This is a genomic window from Staphylococcus pasteuri (assembly GCF_030547725.1).
In the GTDB taxonomy this organism is placed as follows: domain Bacteria; phylum Bacillota; class Bacilli; order Staphylococcales; family Staphylococcaceae; genus Staphylococcus; species Staphylococcus pasteuri.
The window spans coordinates 1-18,150 of the sequence record NZ_JAUOQO010000005.1 but is presented as its reverse complement, the minus strand read 5'-3'; the positions used below and the strand labels follow the sequence as shown (position 1 = coordinate 18,150).

Genomic DNA, 18,150 nt, shown 5'->3' with positions numbered 1-18,150 from the left:
AAAGTAGGTGTATTAATTACCATTTAACACGTCTGCCTCTATAGTCAATATGAAAGCGTCCAATTGATACATGTAATAATTTGAATAAACTTTCCATTTTAATCCCTCCCTTTAATTGTTATAATTATTGTATAATATTTATATAAAATTGTCTACATTATTATTCTTTAATATACTTCTATTCCTCAAATAAAAAACGGTTAGTGACCCTATGATCACTAACCGCTAATTTTATATAAAAACTCCAATAAAAAACACCTTACATCTTGGTAAGGTGTTAGTTAATAAAGTCAATTTTTACAATCTATTTATTATAGTTTTACAACGTTCGCAGCTTGTGGTCCGCGGTCGCCTTCAACTACTTCAAATTCAACTGATTGACCTTCTTCTAATGATTTGTAACCATCTTGGTTAATTGCTGAGAAATGTACGAATACGTCGTTTTCTCCTTCAACTTCGATGAAGCCGAATCCTTTTTCAGCGTTAAACCATTTAACTGTACCTTGTTTCATAATCTGAAACCTCCAAGACTAAAATTCATTCAATATGCGTTATTCGCATATTACAAAAAATACATGGTCTAATTAGTCATAACGATAATAGCAAATACTTTTTGCAATATGGAATAAAACTATTGCTTAATTAATATTATAGTTTAAAAATAGCAAAATTGCAATACAATTATAGGAAATTATCATTTAAACTATTTTTGGAAGATTATAATATACTTCATTATTTTTTAAAACAATAAAACTATAAAATATTTGTAAATCTTCATCACAATCTTCGCAGAAATTTAAATCACAATTATTGTAAAATGCGTACATATTATATTTTCCCATTACACAGTTATCATAATAGGCTTGGCAAGCTTTAATTAAATCTTGATATTCTTCTAACATCTCATCATATGATGAAAACTCAGATTGCTTTACGATTTTTTCTGGCCAATCTTCAAATAACCACCAACCCTCGTAGTCAGCTCTAATTTTTGCAACTGTCCACATATGTATCCCCTTCTTTGTATAATTCTATATGCTAATTTTAACTTGTTGTATAACAAAATCAAGTTTGAAGACTCATACTTTTGGCCGATACGTAGTGTAGTTATTATTAGTTTTTTTAACGTTTTATCCTTATAATGATATTAAGAGGTGATTATGGTGGAACGCAAACATATACAAGTATTCGGCACAGTTCAAGGTGTCGGTTTTAGATTTTATACACAGAAAATAGCAAATCAACATGATATTAAAGGAACAGTACAAAATGTTGATGATTATGTAGATATATATGCACAAGGAGATACAGAAAGTTTAGATCAATTTATTAATAGTGTTGTTTAAGGTGCTTCTCCTGCCTCAAATGTAACCAATTATGATATTGAAACACTTGATGTTGATGAATCATTGAAAGATTTTAAAACGATTTAAACTAATTTAAAAAGGAAGATGGCAGTTGAGATATAATATTTCAAGAATATTTGGAATGATGGTAGGTATTCCTGTAGCGATTATTGCTTGGATGATTAGTATCTTTGGATTAGATCTGTCATTTATCATAGATGCTGTTATTGGTTTGGGTGGGTTTATAGTGTCATACTTCCCTACCCAACGGCTAACATCACGGAAGTATTTAAATGAAATAGGTTTAACTAGAAGAGAATATAGATATGTTAGAGGTCAATTGAATCAAGCGCAGGCTAAAATTCGAATGATTTTAAAATCATTTATTAATATTCGATCTATTAAAGACTTCAGACAAGTAAATGATATCTATAGAATATCTCGCTCTATTTATATGAGTGTGAAACAACGTCCAGGTATGTTTTTTAAAGTAGAAGGATTTTTCTATTCGCATATAGATAATGCTTTGAATTTAGTGGATTCGTATACTAGATTAACGAAAATGCCTAAGAAATCACATGAAGAAAAGCAAAAGTTAGAACAAACGCGTATTACTCTTGATGAGGTTAAACGCACATTAGTAGCAGACTTAAAACAATTAAATGAAGAAGATTATGAACGATTAGATGTTGAAATGGAATTAAACAAATTAGAGCAACAACGTAGACAAAAATAATATAGAAAGGAGCATTAATGGCTATGTCAAATGAACTAGAACGTGAGGCCTCACATCCTCTTGATCAGTATATTAATAATCAAACTGGGCAATCAAATACTGTTGTTGAAGATTTTGAACATCAATTTACTGAGAAAGACCAACAAAAAATCAATCAAATTAGCGAGCAAATTAAACCGCTAGATCATGATGGCTTATTATCATTTGGTACTAATTTACAACAAAATATGTCTCAATTCTCTCATCAAATGTTAGATGATGTTCAATCTAAAGACATGGGACCTGTCGGTGACTCATTAAATCAATTGATGAGTAAGTTAAAATCAGTTAATCCAAATGATTTAGACCCAAGCAAACAATCTAAATTAAAACGTATCTTTAGAAGAACACAAGCCTCAATTAATGAAATATTTTCCAAAATGCAATCTGTTAGTTCTCAAATTGATCGCATAACAATTCAATTGGAAAAGCATAAAGGTAATTTAACAAAAGATATCGATTTACTAGACGGGTTATATGACCAAAACAAACAATACTTTGATGAAGTAACGTTATATATTGTAGCTGCTCAACGTAAAAAACAAGAGATACGACAAACAACGATTCCCAATTTACAACATAAAGCAGAACAATCAGGTAATCAAATGGATATACAAGCAGTTGCAGATATGGAACAATTTGTGGATAGATTAGAAAAAAGAATTTATGATTTACAACTTTCAAGACAAATTGCAATACAAACTGCCCCACAAATCCGTATGATTCAAAATGTTAATCAGGCCTTAGCTGAAAAAATTCAAAGTTCGATTTTAACAAGTATTCCACTTTGGAAAAATCAAATGGCTATTGCCCTAACGCTCATGCGACAAAGAAATGCAGTATCTGCACAACGCGCAGTCACAGATACTACTAACGATCTACTAACTCAAAATGCAGCGATGTTAAAACAAAATGCTATTGAAACAGCCACAGAAAATGAACGTGGTGTTGTCGATATTGAAACATTAAAACAAACTCAAAGTGATATTATTGATACAATCGAGCAAACATTGCAAATTCAGCATGATGGTCGACAAAAACGACAAGCTGCCGAAAAAGAACTATCAGGCTTAGAAAATGATTTAAAACAACATCTATTATCAATGAGAAAAGAATAGCACAAAGCATGATAAATAAAGAAGCCAGTAAAATGAGTCATTTTAAAACTCATTTTACTGGCTATTTTTCTATGATTTATTCTTTTTGATAGACGATAGGTTGTTGTTTAATAAATGCACCGATAATATATGCAATAATTGTTGTAATAACAGCAATTGGGAACCATTCTAATGAATAATCTTTTAACCAAAGATAATCCATAAAGTTAAGTTTTAACCACCCTTGTGTGTGAATTACACTTAAAATCGATACGATTGCAACTACTATAACAGTAATTTGTTGTGTAATTGGCTTTGTTGGAATAAATCTAGCTAATAATATTAATAAAACTACTGTAATCGCTACAGGATAGATGACACTAAGAACGGGTTGTGACATCGTAATCACTGCATTTAAACCTTGATTAGCAATAATAAAGCTAACAATTGTAAAGAACACAACATATGTTTTATAAGATATTTTAGGAATAATTCGATGGAAATATTCACTAACAGCTACAATTAATCCACATGCCGTTGTTAAGCAAGCTAATGCCACAATAATACCTAATAAATACTTACCAAATGTTCCGAAACCAGTTGATGCCATAGTAGTTAATAAAAATGTACCTACATTTTGGTCTTTTGCAGCTAAAGATTTTAATTTTGCGTCTGAGACATCGATATGGTTTCCGATAAAACCAAGTGATATGTAAATAAAAACTAATGCTACAGCTGCTATTAATCCGGCAATTAATGTTTGTTTAAAAATTTTATCAGCGTGGTTCACACCAGTAGCCTTTATCGCATTAACTACAATCATAGAAAATGCAATTGCAGCAATAGCATCCATTGTTAAGTAACCTTGAGTAAAGCCTTGTGAAAAACTACCGATATTATTGTTAAACAGTTCTGTTTTACCGTGACTTGAAGAATGACTACTAAAATCAATAAACCCTTTAATAATCATAGCTAATATAGTAATTAATAATAAAGGTGTTAATAATGAACCTATACGATCAACCATTTTATTAGGATTGATACATAAATATAATACGATAATGAAATATATTAACGTAAAAATAAATAATGTTAGATTACCATGTGAATGTGCAATTGGAGTTATTGTCATCTCAAATGATGTTGATGCCGTACGAGGTATGGCAAACAAAGGTCCAATTGTAAGATAAATAACAATTAAAAAAATAATTGAAAATATAGGCGAAATTTTATTAAATGCGCCAATATAACCTTGTTTATCAAGTGCACCAACCACGACCCCAAGTAAAGGCAATCCTATCCCGGTTAATGCAAAAGCGAGAATCGCAGGCCAGAAAAAGTGTCCACTATCTAATCCTAAATTCGTTGGGAAGATTAAATTACCTGCACCAAAGAACATAGCAAATAGCATGAACCCTACAATCCATGTATTCTTATTCATAATGCTGCTCCTTTATAATTAAATATGCAACATTAAATATTCTAGCATAAATATAATTTGTAAGTCTATATAATTTCAGAAAATTTAAACACTTACTTCATTTAAATTTCATAATTAGACAAATTTTTAAAAAGATTTAAGTAAGAGTTTTTTCAATAATGGAGATAATAAGCTAGGAAGATGTTCTACACCTTCAACAAATATAGAATATTGACCATAGATATTATGAATTGTCTGTTCTATATCTTCTGTTATAGGCTCTTGACTTAAAAACACGTTAAAGACTTCAATACCGTATTTTCTTGCATTTTCCACTGCTTCATAAGTATCTATAATACCATCTTGACTATAATTATATGCAGAAGGTTCCCCATCTGAAAAGACAATTAAAAATCGTTGGTTATGACTGCGTCGAATCAGTCTATCGCTAGCAACGCGAATAGCTACACCATCACGATTATCATCTTGTGGTTCTAGTGCCATAATACGAGGACCATCTTTTTTCATTGTAGAATAGTCATAATGAATGATTTCATCAATGATATTTGGTTGCTTAGAATCATCAGAGTCGAAAGCATCCTCATTAAATGCAAGTATCTCATGTTTAACATTTAATTCTCGTAATGTTTCATGGAAAAGTACAACGCCTTTTATCGTTTCATCCATTTTGTCATGCATGCTTGCAGAAGCATCAATTAATAAAGTGAACGTTGCATCAAACGATTGACTTAAGTCCTGTTTTTTATAAAATAATTTGTATTGATCATCTATAAACCAATTAATTAAGTCTTTTTGTAGTCGACCTTTAGTTAAATTATGACGTTCATCTTGATGTTCTCTTTCGATTGTCTTTTTAATAATTTTAATTAAATCTTTAATTTCAAATTGAACATCATGTTTAACGTCTTCATATAATTGAAGATATTCAGGTAAAATATCAGGGACTTTCCACTCAATTTCGACATTTTGATTGATACCTTCTAATGCGAATGCACTATTTTGTCCAATAAACCCGCCTTCTTCACGGTCTAATGTATTTTGTGACCCTTTCCCTTTTTTGGTCATCATGTCTGTCATATCATCAGACGAGTCGCCTTCTCTAGCAGTATCATTATCTGCCATAACATCACTATTTTCACCTTCATGAAGTTCCATTTCTAAATAAGCGCCACCTTCAGATTGACTGTCTGCAGATTTAGTTTCAGCTTCTGCCGTAACTGCATCAGTATCTTCTTGTGTTTGATCATGACCATCAGTATTTGCTGCATCTGTACGTTTCAAATCTTCGAATGTTTCAGCTTGAATATCTTCGTATAAATTTTTAGGAATATAATAATATTCGTTTAACATATCTTCTTTCAATAAATCGTCAACTTGATATAAGATTCGTTCTGCCAAATACATATTGTCTTCTGAAGATTGGTTCTGGAAAAAATTAGGTAAATATTGATACATATTTACTAATACATCATCGAATTTAGGATGAATTGATGGAACATCATAGAAATTTTGCTTTATAAAAGCGTGTTCTAAATATAAAAATAATAAGTCTGTATATAGTGTTTTTGTTTTGTATACATTAATTTGTGATTCAGTAAATGTGAGTCTAGTTTTCAAGCGTAAATCAATATATTTTGCTGTGCTTGGTCGCATAGTTTTGATTTCATTAAAAACTCGCATATCTTCCAATAATTTGAATAATTGTTGGAAAAATTTAGGATGATTAAATTCATCGTTATGAAGTACTTCATTAGTAATATCTACATCCATCATATAATATCCATAAGCAGCTAACATAACATCCGTTTTTAGACCTGCTTCTTCAACGGGTTTTGAGCGATGAGACCAAAACCAACTAGTAATTAATGTATTGTTAAATGGATTATAAAAAGGGAATTTTTGAATTTTGACTTGCGTTTGTTCATTTTTTAAAAGTAAACGTGCTAAGTCTTGCAACATCATAACCTGTTTAGCATCTAATTGTTCATCGTTAAATTTTATGAAACGGTCGCTCATAATTATTCCTCTCTAAAAGTTAAGTTCTATTGCGTTAATAATTGCTTGTTGTTCTCTTTCATCTTCAAGTTTATCGATGATTGTACGTTTGATGGCACGTTCAATTGGCATTACTGTAATTAAATCACTTAAGTCAATGAGTGCACGAATACTAGCTGCTTCTTCAGAAATTTGACCTTGTTTTGACATTGTGCGTAAATCTTCATTGAATTTAATAATTTGTTTGATGATGGCATCATCTTGTAAACGACTTTGCTCCTTAATAACGTTGCTTAGAATATCTCCATCAATATAATCCACTTGGATAACTACGAAACGGTTCTTAAGTGCTTCGTTCATTGGTAATGTACCGACATAGCCTTCATTAATTGCTGCAATAACGTTGAATCCTGGTTTAGCTTGAATCACTTCACCTGTGAATGGATTCGTAATACGACGACGATAGTCTAACACACCATTAAGAATTGGTAATGTTTCGGGTTTAGCCATGTTAATTTCATCAATGTATAGAATATGGCCTTCTTTCATTGCTTTGATTACCGGACCATCTATAAATACGATTTCTTGATGACCTTGTTCGTTAGTTTTAATTGTTTTAAATCCTAATAAACTTTCAGCATCTAAATCAACTGAACAGTTAACTTGATACATTGGTGTATCTACAACTTCACTTAATGTTTCGGCAAGTTTAGTTTTACCAGAACCTGTAGGCCCTTTTAATAATATATTTTTATTTAAATCAAATAGTGCTTTCGCATCGTTAAATACGGAAATATCTGAGTTTTTATATTGTGATTGTGCCATTATTTGCATGCTCCTTTTTAATATGAAAAAGACTAAGACATGTGGGTTGTACTTTCCAATTGTCTTAGTCTTGTTGACTATTGTTTTATCTACTTTTAGTAAAGTTAATTTTAAAATATTATGAAATTAAACTTCTTTAAAGTAAGTTTTATAATAGCCACCAACTAAACCAGAATTATCGATGATTTGATAATATTCTTCTGTTTCATTTATTACATCGTACTGTTTACCAACAGTTAACATATCAGATACAGTGAATTTTTTAGCATCTGTATTTGTAACCTCAACTTTTTTAATAGGTGTGCGTTCTTTCCATGTTTCATGTAACATTTATTGTTCCCTACCTTTATGAATATTTAAGTTATTTATCTAGTGTGTATATAAATGAAATACCACTATTTTCAGTGATTCTTAATGATTCGGAATCATCTTGTTGTAATGTCTGATATGGAATGCCAATATCTTCTAAAGTTTGTTTCGCAATTTCAAAATCAGATTTACTATTTGTTGAAAATTCAACCTGTTCTATCATTTCATTTTCTTGATTAGTAATTTCGTTCTCTGCTTCATACAAATGAAGCTCGCCTCCAAGTCCACCTTCACCTATTTTAAATACTTGAATGGCTTGAGTAGCTTCTTCAGAAGGAAGATATTCAGCAAATATATGTAAACCAAATACTTTATTAAGAATTGAAGCTGTAATAGATAATTCATTCACTTTAAGAATAACAGGTCCTAAACCTTGAATTTGATGTAATGGATTTACAGTACTTTCAAATGATGGCATACCTAAAGGGACACCTGTATTATGTTCGTTAGAATAGATATCAAACAATTGTTGGTTATGATCCTCAAAGTTAAAATGCATATTACCATTGAGTTCAGTAATTGAGCTAAAAGATATTTGATGTTGATTTAATATATCTTGATATTCATCCAAACCAGAATCTGACGGTGTTCTTAATCCTACACTATCTATATGTGAATTTTGATAGTCATTGTTTGGAACTTCAACAAAATGTATACGTGTTCCTGGATTTAAATCAGCATCGCCAAATCTTAATGCGTTGTCGCCTTTCTCAGATGAATTTAAACCTAATATATTTTCGAATAATTCTTTCGTTTTAGATAAGTCACTTGTACCTAACGTGACGCTTCTAATTCCGCTCATCTACTGACACCCCTAATCATTTATCTTTACTCTATTATTATAACGTATTTTAACCATGATTTATATGATGAACTCTATTAGAAAATAACTTGAAACGTATATAAAATTCAAAATATTCACCAAGTGTAAAGTTGTTTGTAATTAATTTTTCATATTTGAACAAAAATTCATTTTGGTATTATCGAGAAAGTATATTAAAATGTAAATATAGAGATTAGTGAAGGAGGCATATCATATGTCCAGTATGTGGATTATATTTGCAATTACTGTATTAATTGCTGTTTATTCAGGTATACAAGTTTTTACAAATTTACAAAATAAACAAAAACCAAGTTTTAAATATTTCCTAATTGCTTTTGTTGTGTTTCTTATTTTAGCAATTATTGAAATCTTCATGCTTTATTAAAATATAATGATAAAACGTCCTAATCTTTGAATGATGTTAATAGCGACATAGTAAGCTATGCTTTTAACAGTTAAATTCAAACAGTATTAGGACGTTCTTTTATAGATACTCGGTTTTAGAGAAAATATAATAAAGTAAGGTAGAGCTTAAAATAATATATATCACAAACCATATATTTAATAATAAAAAATCAGTTGATAAAATTTCAGTTAAGGATAGTTGATAATATTGTATAACATCACCAATTGGTGGGATTATCCATAAAATGAATTTTGATATTGGATAATGTTGAATTACTGTTTGTCTTAATATTGATAATAAAACAATCAATATTAAAAGTAACCAACTATATCTTTTTGATAATATGTTTTGAGTATTAATAACGGCTCCAATGATCATTCCTATAATTATGACAAGTATATGTAGATAAAGACCTAAAAATAATTTGGATATTGTTAGATGTTCAGAAAAACTGTGCAATATTATTGGATATATTATAGAAAATAAAATCAGTGGAATCATAATAATAAAACTGAATATCAATTTGTTAGTTAGATACTTTAATTTAGATTGATTTTGAATAAATAGTAATTGTCTTTCAGTATTTGACTCTAATTTAAAATTATTAATAGTTAACCAAGCGGCAACTGGTAACAATATGATAGTGGCTGAAGCGTATGCTGAAAGTACAGGTTGCCCACTATATACATATAACAGAATAATCCAAACGATAAATAATGCATAAGGAGGAATATAGGTATAAGATCGTATCAATTTCTTAAATTGATAATTGAACATTGTCATTAAATGTCACTCTCCTCTTTTACCTTTTTAATTGGAAAGCCAGCTTTGATTAATTCCAAAAGTATTGCATTCATTTGTTTATCTTCAATTTTAATATTGAAAATATCATCTTTATCATTTTCTAGTGTTGTTAATTTGAATTGTTGAGCGATTTCACTATAGAATTGCTTGAATTTTAATTCATCACTTGCTTGAACAGTTATAATTTTATAATGATATTGTTTGTCACTAAGCTTTGTTAATTGATTGGTCTCGATATTGTAAATATGAGTGATAATATTGTTATGAATATGCGCTTCGTGTGAAGTTAAAATAATTGTTGCAGTATGTTTTAATTTATTCAATATATGAATTAAATAGTTTAGAGAACTATCATCTAGTCCATTAAAAGGCTCATCTAAAATGTATACATCTGCTTCCGCTAATAAACATTGTAATATATTAACCTTTTGTTGAGTTCCCTTTGAACAATCTTTAATTTTTTGATTTAAAAATGGAGTTAATTGAAATTTATCTAATGCAGTATTAAGAAATGAGTCATTTTTGTTTAAGTTATATGTATGAATCAGATATTTAATATATTCAGCTATCGTTAAATTAAGATAAGGAGGAAATGCATCTGGAACATAACTCACAGTACCATTAACATTAATTGATCCAGTTGAAGGTTTTAAAAGTTGGGCAATCATTTTCAAAGTAATACTTTTGCCTGTTCCATTATGTCCTTGTATAAGCGTAATCGTATGTTGAGGGATAGACATAGATATCCCCTTTATTATTTCTTTATGATTTATCGTTTTATATATTTTATCCGCAACAATAGCATCTGTATTCATCATTTTCACCTTATCATTCATTACTTAATTTCATTATTAAAATCATATTATCATTCAACATTTAAAAGTGATATACAACTATAGTATTAATTATAAAAAAACAACGGAGAAACGAATCCCCGTTGTTTTTATTTTATTCAATTTACGAATATAAAATTAAGATTCTAATAATAAATCTTCAGGATTTTCAATTAATTCTTTAATTGTTTTTAGGAATCCTACTGCTTCTTTACCATCGATGATTCTGTGGTCATAACTTAAAGCAATGTACATCATTGGACGATTTTCAATTGTATCTTTATCGATTGCAATTGGACGTGTAATGATTGAGTGCATACCTAAAATTGCAGCTTGGCTACCATTAATAATTGGTGTACTCATCATTGAACCGAAGATACCACCATTAGTAATAGTAAATGAACCGTTAACCATATCGTCTAAGCCTAATTTTTTGTCGCGTGCTTTAACAGCTAAGTTTGCGATTTCTTCTTCGATTTCAGCGAAGTTTTTCTTATCACAATCTCTTACGAATGGTACTAGTAATCCATCTTCAGTAGAAACGGCAATACCAATATCATAGTATTGTTTAGTAATCATGTCTTCGCCATCAATTTCAGCGTTAACTTCAGGATATTTTTTAAGTGCAGCTACTGCAGCTTTAGTGAAGAATGACATGAAACCTAATTTAGTACCATCGTGATCTTTAATGAATTGTTCTTTCTTACGTTTACGTAAATCCATAACGTTAGTCATATCAACTTCATTGAAAGTTGTTAACATTGCTGTGTTATTAGATACTTCTAATAATTTTTTAGCAGCTGTTTTCTTTCTACGTGACATTTTTTCACGAATAACTGGTTTAGATGGTTTGTCGCTTGATTTTTTAGCTTCATTACCAGAAGGTTTGTTATCACTTTGTGATGATTGTTGTTGGTTTTGATTGTTATTAATATCTTCTTTTCTTACAACGTCGTTTGATTTTCCAGCCACTTCGTTTAAGTCAACGCCATTTGCACGTGCATGACGACGCGCTGAAGGTGTTGCTTTAACAAATTGGTTATTAGATGAATCATCTTGTGATTGATCAGATGATTGATTATTATCATTTGATTGTTGAGTTGTTTCTTTAGCTTGTTGATCGTCTTTATTAGTTTCATCATTATTTTGTGGAGTTTGATTGTCTGATGAACCACTTGAAGCATTACCACTTCCTTCACCAACAACTGCGATAGCTTGACCTACTTCAACTGTGTCGCCTTCGTTAGCAAGTTGTTCTGATAATACACCTGCTTCTTCTGATACAACTTCTACGTTAACTTTATCTGTTTCTAATTCAAGAATAGCTTCACCTTTATCTACGCTATCTCCAACATTTTTTAACCATTCTGCAATGGTACCTTCTGTAATTGATTCTGCTAATTCTGGAACTTTAACCTCTGGCATTTTATTTTTCCCCCTATTTATTTAGTAATGCTACTTTCAATAATATTATTTTGAACAAGTTTGTGGATTTCACCGTCACCTTCAGCTGGTGCTGCCCTTTGGATTCTTCCATGATAACTTAAATTATATTTATCGCCAACAAGTGATTTAAGGTATGGATAAACGAATAACCATGCACCTTGGTTTTTAGGTTCTTCTTGTACCCAAGACACTGTCTCAAGGTTTGGTAATTCATCGAAAATAGCTTTAATTTCATCTTCTGGGAATGGATATAATCTTTCGACAGCTACAAGTAATACAGACTCATCTGGATTTTTAGCTAAATATTCTTTTAAGTCTATAAATACTTTACCTGACGCTAAAATAACTTTTTTCACTTTATTTGCATCATATTCTTCAGCAAGAACTGGTTGGAAACCACCAGATGTAAACTCATTAATTGGTTTAGCCACTGTTTTATTACGTAATAAACTTTTAGGTGACATTACAATCAATGGTCTCATTTCTTCAGAATCTAAACTTGCTGCTTGTGCACGTAATAAATGGAAGTAGTTACTTGCACTAGATAAATTAACTACAGTACTGTTATTTTCAGCTGCAAGTTGTAAAAATCTTTCAAGACGTGCTGATGAATGTTCTGGACCTTGTCCTTCATAAGAATGTGGTAAGAACAATGTTAAACCTGAACGTTCGCCCCATTTTGCACGTGCGCTTGATAAGAAGTTATCAAACATCATTTGAGCCATGTTTGAGAAGTCCCCGTATTGTGCTTCCCAAATATTAAAGCTACCTTTATTTTCAACATTATAACCATATTCGAAACCTACAACTGCTGCTTCTGATAATGGTGAATTATGAATGTCGAATGTCGCTTTTTGGTCAGGTACATGATGTAACGGAGTATATGTGTCCCCATTTTCTTCATCGTGTAGTACCGCATGACGGTGACTGAATGTACCTCTTTCACTATCTTGACCAGTTAATCGAATTGACGTTCCATCTTGTAAAATTGTAGCAAAAGCAAGTTGTTCAGCTTGAGCCCAATCAACTAAGCCATCTTCTTTTTCAAATGGTTCTCTACGTTTTTCAAGAACTTTATTTAGTTTTTTCAGAACGTTGAAACCTTCAGGATAAGTTAACATTGCATCATTGATTTCTTTTAAGTGATCGAATGAGAATTCTTTATCATCACTTTGCAATGGTTGTTGTAATGCCTCAGGTTTTTCCATATCTGGATTATCCATTTTATCTGATTTGTCGATTTTGTCATGCGCTGCACGCATTTCTTTTTGAACGTTATCAATGATTTGATTCATTTCGTCTTCACTGATAATGCCTTCTTCGACTAATTTCTTACCATAAACAAGTTCTACAGAATCATGCTTGCGGATATTGTGATATGGTAATGGATTTGTGATAGATGGTTCATCCATTTCATTATGTCCATAACGTCTGTAACCAACTAAATCAATTACGACATCTTTGTGGAATTCTTTACGGAATTCCATTGCAATATCAATCGCTTCGATTGTTGCTTCTACGTCATCAGCATTAACATGTAAAATTGGCACGTCATAGCCTTTTGCAACGTCAGTAGAATATGTTGTTGAGCGACCATCTGTTGGTTCAGTAGTGAAACCAATTCTATTATTTGTAACGATGTGCAATGAACCACCTGTAGAATAACCTTCAAGATCTCCTAAGTTCATTGTTTCAAAGTTAATACCTTGACCTGGATATGCAGCATCACCATGAATAATAATTGGCATCGCTCTATGGAAGTCAGTTTGTGGTGCACCGGCTTGTTGAGTATTATCTTGGGCAGCACGCGTACGACCTTCAACAACGGGTGCTACAATTTCCAAATGACTTGGATTATTTGCTAGAGCAATTCGTTGTTCAATACCGTATGAGTCAGTTGTTTTAATACCGCCTAAGTGATATTTAACATCGCCTGTCCAACCAGCTGTTAGTTCTAAACTACCGTCTTCTGGTAAGAACTTCATTGGATCAGTATGCATGAATTCTGAAATCATCATTTCATAAGGTTTTTCTAAAACGTGAGTCAATACATTTAATCGACCACGGTGTGCCATACCAATTTGAATATTAGTAATACCTTCTTCACCAGCACGAGTGATTGTTTGTTGTAACATTGGAACTAACGTATCAACACCTTCGATTGAAAAACGTTTAGCACCTACAAAGTTTTTGTGTAGATATTTTTCGAATCCTTCTACATGAGCTAATTTGTTAAATAATTCTGTTTTTTGTTGATTATTTAATGTAGCTTTGTAAGGTGTTTCGATACGGCGTTTTAACCATACACGCTCTTTATTATTATTAATATGCGTGTATTCAAACGCAATTGGTCCTTTGTATCTTTTTTCCATACGAACAATGGCTTCATAAGCATTATCGTAAATATCAGTAAAATGTTCTGATACGATTCCAGCTGAAATGTTTTCCAAAGTGGCTTGGTCTAAATCGAAATCTTCTATTTCTAATTTAGGAATATGTTTACGCTCTGGAGGATTGACTGGATAAATATCTGCTTTTAAATGTCCGTATTGTCTAATATTATCGATTAATCTCATGACACGTTTAATTGTGCTGTCACCAGATTGTGAACCACCGCCATTTGCGGCTGGTTTAGCCTCGATATGAGCTTCCCCTGTTTGAATTGTACTAAATAGGACTTGTAAATCTTCGGGTACTGATGAAGGATCTTGTAGATAATCATCATATAAATCTAGCATTAACCCTAGATTTGCGCCGAAGTTTACAGGTGCCTCTGTAACTTCTCTCTTGTCCTTTGTCATATTACACCCTCCACAAAAATGTTGAAACGCTTACAACACAATAATAGCATTATTTCAAATTTTGTTAAAGTGGATTTACCTATTATTGTAAAAAAACAGAACCAAGATAATTTTGGTTCTGAATTAATTGAAATATATGAATTGATTGGGTGAACGGTTGCTTAATATACATTTTGAATTTACATAGTTAAATATAAGAATCAATGATATAAAGTCAACGTTTAATGATTTGTTTTTAGAAGATAATTCTAAAGGTTGTAAATTGATTGACTTCACTTTCGACTTGAATGAATCCACCATTTAATTGAACAATTTTATCAGCAATTGATAAGCCTAAGCCATTACCACCTTGACTACGTGCACGTGATTTATCAACACGGTAGAAACGGTCGAATATAAATTCTAAATCTTGTTTAGGAATACCAAGACCATGGTCAGTGATTTCAATACTCGTTTGTTTATTTTTTAATTGAGTGCGTATTTGGATATATTTATTTTCATTATCATATTTCATCGCATTATCAATAAAAATTAAAATGAGTTGCTCAAATTGATGTCGATTCATTTGAAGTTTAATCGGCTTCTCATCTAAATCGATATCGAAAGTATAATCAGGATGTAATTGTTTTAAAGATTTAACTCTAGATAATATTTCAGAATTAATATCTACAAGTTCTTCTTGAGATTGTCCGCTATTTACATTATCTTTTGTTAATAAAAGTAATTCTTCTACAAGTTTAGTAATACGATTCATTTCTTCAAGTGAAATATTAAGAGATTCTTCTAATACTGCAGGATCTTTTTTCCCCCATCTTTGAATCAAGTTTAAATGACCTTGGATAATTTGTAGTGGCGTTCTAAGTTCATGAGACGCATCTTCCACAAATTGACGTTGCTGATTAAAAGATTCTTCAATATGAAACATCATTTCATTAAATGTGCATATTAGATTATCTGTTTCTTCGTAATTGGTAGTTAGTTCTAGTTTGTTTTGGAAGCCATCACGTCGAATTTGATTCATCTTATTAGACATTGTGACAATTGGTTTTGTAATTTGAGATGAGAAAATGTAACTCACCATAGCTGTGACAAATGTCGCAATTAAACCAAATGCTATTGCAACAATATATAAAGATTGAACAAGATGTTCATAACTTTCTAATGAATGAACCAATATACTATAACCATCGAACTTTTTGGAATGAATGCGTTCGGTGATGACTAAGTAGTCAACGCCTTTATAATTAACGACTTTTACACGTTCTGGATGTGATAGTCCTACATTTGAAGGTATTGTAGGTAAATTTTCACTAGTTGTTTGAAGTAATTTTTTACCTTTATCATCAAATATAGACACTTCTTGAAAATTCTCTAGTGACGCGTTTAAGTCTAGTGCAGATATATCTTCTGGTGGCTTAGAGTGTAATAAATTGATAATGTCATTGGAACTTTTCTCTGCTTTATCTAATTCACTATTATGTAGTGCTTCTTTCAGAAAAAAGATGATGATTAAACAAAATAGAACAATTGTGACAAACGTAATTAAAGTTGTAATTAACATCCATTTGTATTTGAGTTTTCGTTGTTTCATCATCGTATCACGTACCCAACACCGCGAACGGTTTCAATCACTTTATCTTTACCAAAAGGTTTGAGTTTATTTCTTAAATACCTGATATAAACATCTACTACATTGGTTTCAACTTCAGAATTATAACCCCAAACATGATCTAATATTTGTTCACGTTGTAATACGTGATTTCTATTTTCTGCCAGGATATAAAATAAATCATATTCAGTTTTAGTTAAGTCGAGTTGTGTACCATCAACTGTTACTTCGAATGCTTCTTTATCTAAAACAATACCATTAATATTAATAGTATCCTTTTGAGGTTGGCGTCGCAGAATTGCTCTAATACGAGCAAGTAATTCTTCAATATCAAATGGTTTAACAATATAATCATCGGCGCCATAATCCAGTCCAGCGACTTTATCATAAGTATCACTTTTAGCTGTAATAATAATTATAGGTATGGTTTGTTCTTGACGAATTTGTCTACATATCTCAAGTCCATTAATGTTTGGTAACATCAAATCTAAGATAATAAGATCATATGTTTTATTTAGTGCTTTTTCGAGACCAGTGGCACCATCATTTTCAATATCAACTTGATAATTTTCATGTGTTAATTCAAGTTCGATAAACCGAGCTAAATTTTGTTCATCTTCTACTAGTAAAATATTTGTCATTTTTGCACCTCTTAATATGACTATATATGTTTGAAATAAATATTTTGTATATTATAAATATGTATCATAAATTAATAAATATGTAAAAGTTAATGTGATTATTTTTGTTTATGTCAAAGTGGCCTCATTTCAATGTCTTTTGTTATTAAGTAAAATATAAAAGTATTGTTTATACATCCTACTTTAAAACGTAATAATCTTAGGTAAATTGAAAGAGTTCAACGCATTATTATGTATTGTCATAACGAGTTATGTTGTTAACTAAATTTTATCATACTTTCAATGGTGTTATTATCAGTATTGAGAACTATTTTTGTAGGGATATTTAAGCAAAAATGCTTTGGTTGAGGATTTCTTAATCCTTTTAATAATAAATCATAAAATTTTCAGGATTCTAATTGACAACGATTCTCAGTCGTGTATAATAATAATTGAAAATGATTATCAATACCAAAAAGAACTTTCCCCCCACATATATTTCGTTCTTATGTATTGGTCATTTTCATAATCCCCTTTTATATGCCCGTAAAAGACTAACGTTGGAGACGACGTTCAAATAAAGTAGTAAACCTTTAGACACTTGAGGTTTACTACTTTTTTTTACTCCCTCTTACGAATTGATTCGTTAGAGGGAGTTATGCATGAGGAAACTCATGCGAACTGAGAAAACTTACGAATTTATTCGTTAGAGGGAGTTATGCATGAGGAAAGCTCATGCGAACCTAGAAACCTTACGAATTGATTCGTTAGAGGGAGTTATGCATGAGAAAAGCCCATGCGAACCGAAGACCCTACGAATTTATTCGTTAGAGGGAGTTATGCATGAGTAAGGCTCATGCGAACTGAGAAACCTTACGAATTGATTCGTTAGAGGGAGTTATGCATGAGGAAAGCTCATGCGAACCTAGAAACCTTACGAATTGATTCGTTAGAGGGAGT

At 31.0% G+C, this 18,150-nt stretch carries 17 protein-coding genes and 2 pseudogenes; 5 read left to right on the top strand and 14 right to left on the bottom strand.

Annotation, left to right across the window (positions count from 1 at the left end):
- Positions 1 to 311: 311 nt before the first annotated feature.
- Both cspA and msaA read right to left on the bottom strand, forming a co-directional pair.
- The gene (gene cspA / locus Q4528_RS06510) at positions 312 to 512 is read right to left on the bottom strand and encodes a cold shock protein CspA (protein ID WP_002433901.1); all 201 of its coding nucleotides are present in this window, start codon (positions 510 to 512) and stop codon (positions 312 to 314) included.
- Between the two features lie 186 nt (positions 513 to 698).
- Positions 699 to 1,007: a regulatory protein MsaA gene (gene msaA / locus Q4528_RS06505; protein ID WP_017636529.1), complete on the bottom strand. Its 309-nt coding sequence runs from the start codon at positions 1,005 to 1,007 to the stop codon at positions 699 to 701.
- A gap of 156 nt (positions 1,008 to 1,163) precedes the next feature.
- On the opposite strand from msaA, the pseudogene Q4528_RS06500 reads away from it, so the two are divergent.
- The 3 genes and pseudogenes from Q4528_RS06500 to Q4528_RS06490 all read left to right on the top strand — a co-directional run bounded on the left by Q4528_RS06500 (position 1,164) and on the right by Q4528_RS06490 (position 3,239).
- A pseudogene (locus Q4528_RS06500) lies at positions 1,164 to 1,433 on the top strand (acylphosphatase).
- A 25-nt stretch (positions 1,434 to 1,458) separates the two neighbouring features.
- Entirely contained in the window at positions 1,459 to 2,082 is a 624-nt protein-coding gene (locus tag Q4528_RS06495; protein ID WP_017636527.1) for a 5-bromo-4-chloroindolyl phosphate hydrolysis family protein, read from the top strand.
- Positions 2,083 to 2,105: 23 nt separating this feature from the next.
- Complete coding sequence (locus tag Q4528_RS06490) at positions 2,106 to 3,239, top strand: toxic anion resistance protein (RefSeq protein ID WP_046466864.1); 1,134 nt, start codon at positions 2,106 to 2,108, stop codon at positions 3,237 to 3,239.
- Positions 3,240 to 3,315: 76 nt separating this feature from the next.
- On the opposite strand, the gene brnQ3 is transcribed toward Q4528_RS06490, so the two are convergent.
- From brnQ3 to Q4528_RS06465, 5 genes are all read right to left on the bottom strand, one after another.
- On the bottom strand, positions 3,316 to 4,659 hold the full coding sequence (gene brnQ3, locus Q4528_RS06485) for a branched-chain amino acid-like transporter carrier protein BrnQ3 (RefSeq protein WP_046466671.1): 1,344 nt from the start codon (positions 4,657 to 4,659) through the stop codon (positions 3,316 to 3,318).
- Between the two features lie 126 nt (positions 4,660 to 4,785).
- On the bottom strand, positions 4,786 to 6,675 hold the full coding sequence (locus Q4528_RS06480) for a vWA domain-containing protein (protein WP_046466672.1): 1,890 nt from the start codon (positions 6,673 to 6,675) through the stop codon (positions 4,786 to 4,788).
- Between the two features lie 12 nt (positions 6,676 to 6,687).
- A complete protein-coding gene (locus Q4528_RS06475) occupies positions 6,688 to 7,479 on the bottom strand; it encodes an ATP-binding protein (protein ID WP_029055358.1) in 792 nt (263 codons plus the stop codon).
- Between the two features lie 126 nt (positions 7,480 to 7,605).
- Positions 7,606 to 7,809 carry a DUF6501 family protein gene (locus Q4528_RS06470; protein ID WP_002451189.1) on the bottom strand — a complete coding sequence of 68 codons (204 nt, stop codon included), beginning with the start codon at positions 7,807 to 7,809 and terminating at the stop codon, positions 7,606 to 7,608.
- A gap of 31 nt (positions 7,810 to 7,840) precedes the next feature.
- Positions 7,841 to 8,650 (bottom strand): VOC family protein, encoded by an 810-nt coding sequence (locus tag Q4528_RS06465; RefSeq protein WP_046466673.1) that lies wholly within the window; start codon positions 8,648 to 8,650, stop codon positions 7,841 to 7,843.
- A gap of 235 nt (positions 8,651 to 8,885) precedes the next feature.
- On the opposite strand from Q4528_RS06465, the gene Q4528_RS06460 reads away from it, so the two are divergent.
- On the top strand, positions 8,886 to 9,056 hold the full coding sequence (locus Q4528_RS06460; protein ID WP_046466674.1) for a hypothetical protein: 171 nt from the start codon (positions 8,886 to 8,888) through the stop codon (positions 9,054 to 9,056).
- A gap of 99 nt (positions 9,057 to 9,155) precedes the next feature.
- Here Q4528_RS06460 and Q4528_RS06455 read toward each other — a convergent pair whose 3' ends face one another.
- The 4 genes from Q4528_RS06455 to Q4528_RS06440 form a co-directional block, all read right to left on the bottom strand.
- Positions 9,156 to 9,860: a hypothetical protein gene (locus Q4528_RS06455; RefSeq protein WP_046466675.1), complete on the bottom strand. Its 705-nt coding sequence runs from the start codon at positions 9,858 to 9,860 to the stop codon at positions 9,156 to 9,158.
- Positions 9,860 to 10,696 carry an ATP-binding cassette domain-containing protein gene (locus Q4528_RS06450; RefSeq protein WP_046466676.1) on the bottom strand — a complete coding sequence of 279 codons (837 nt, stop codon included), beginning with the start codon at positions 10,694 to 10,696 and terminating at the stop codon, positions 9,860 to 9,862. Before Q4528_RS06450 ends, Q4528_RS06455 begins: the two co-directional genes overlap by 1 nt.
- Positions 10,697 to 10,852: 156 nt before the next feature.
- Complete coding sequence (gene sucB, locus Q4528_RS06445) at positions 10,853 to 12,139, bottom strand: dihydrolipoyllysine-residue succinyltransferase (protein ID WP_029055355.1); 1,287 nt, start codon at positions 12,137 to 12,139, stop codon at positions 10,853 to 10,855.
- A gap of 17 nt (positions 12,140 to 12,156) precedes the next feature.
- Entirely contained in the window at positions 12,157 to 14,961 is a 2,805-nt protein-coding gene (locus tag Q4528_RS06440; protein WP_017638000.1) for a 2-oxoglutarate dehydrogenase E1 component, read from the bottom strand.
- 18 nt (positions 14,962 to 14,979) lie between these two features.
- On the opposite strand from Q4528_RS06440, the gene Q4528_RS06435 reads away from it, so the two are divergent.
- Positions 14,980 to 15,114, top strand: coding sequence for a hypothetical protein (locus tag Q4528_RS06435; protein ID WP_261764949.1), 135 nt, complete (start codon positions 14,980 to 14,982; stop codon positions 15,112 to 15,114).
- A gap of 82 nt (positions 15,115 to 15,196) precedes the next feature.
- Here the strand turns inward: Q4528_RS06435 and Q4528_RS06430 are convergent, their stop codons facing one another.
- The 3 genes and pseudogenes from Q4528_RS06430 to Q4528_RS06420 all read right to left on the bottom strand — a co-directional run.
- Positions 15,197 to 16,555 (bottom strand): HAMP domain-containing sensor histidine kinase, encoded by a 1,359-nt coding sequence (locus Q4528_RS06430; protein ID WP_046466677.1) that lies wholly within the window; start codon positions 16,553 to 16,555, stop codon positions 15,197 to 15,199.
- Positions 16,552 to 17,211 carry a response regulator transcription factor gene (locus tag Q4528_RS06425; RefSeq protein WP_017638002.1) on the bottom strand — a complete coding sequence of 220 codons (660 nt, stop codon included), beginning with the start codon at positions 17,209 to 17,211 and terminating at the stop codon, positions 16,552 to 16,554. The genes Q4528_RS06430 and Q4528_RS06425 overlap by 4 nt, the downstream gene beginning before the upstream one ends.
- A 389-nt stretch (positions 17,212 to 17,600) precedes the next feature.
- Positions 17,601 to 17,687 (bottom strand): annotated as a pseudogene (locus Q4528_RS06420) (hypothetical protein); the annotation flags it as partial.
- Positions 17,688 to 18,150 lie beyond the last annotated feature (463 nt).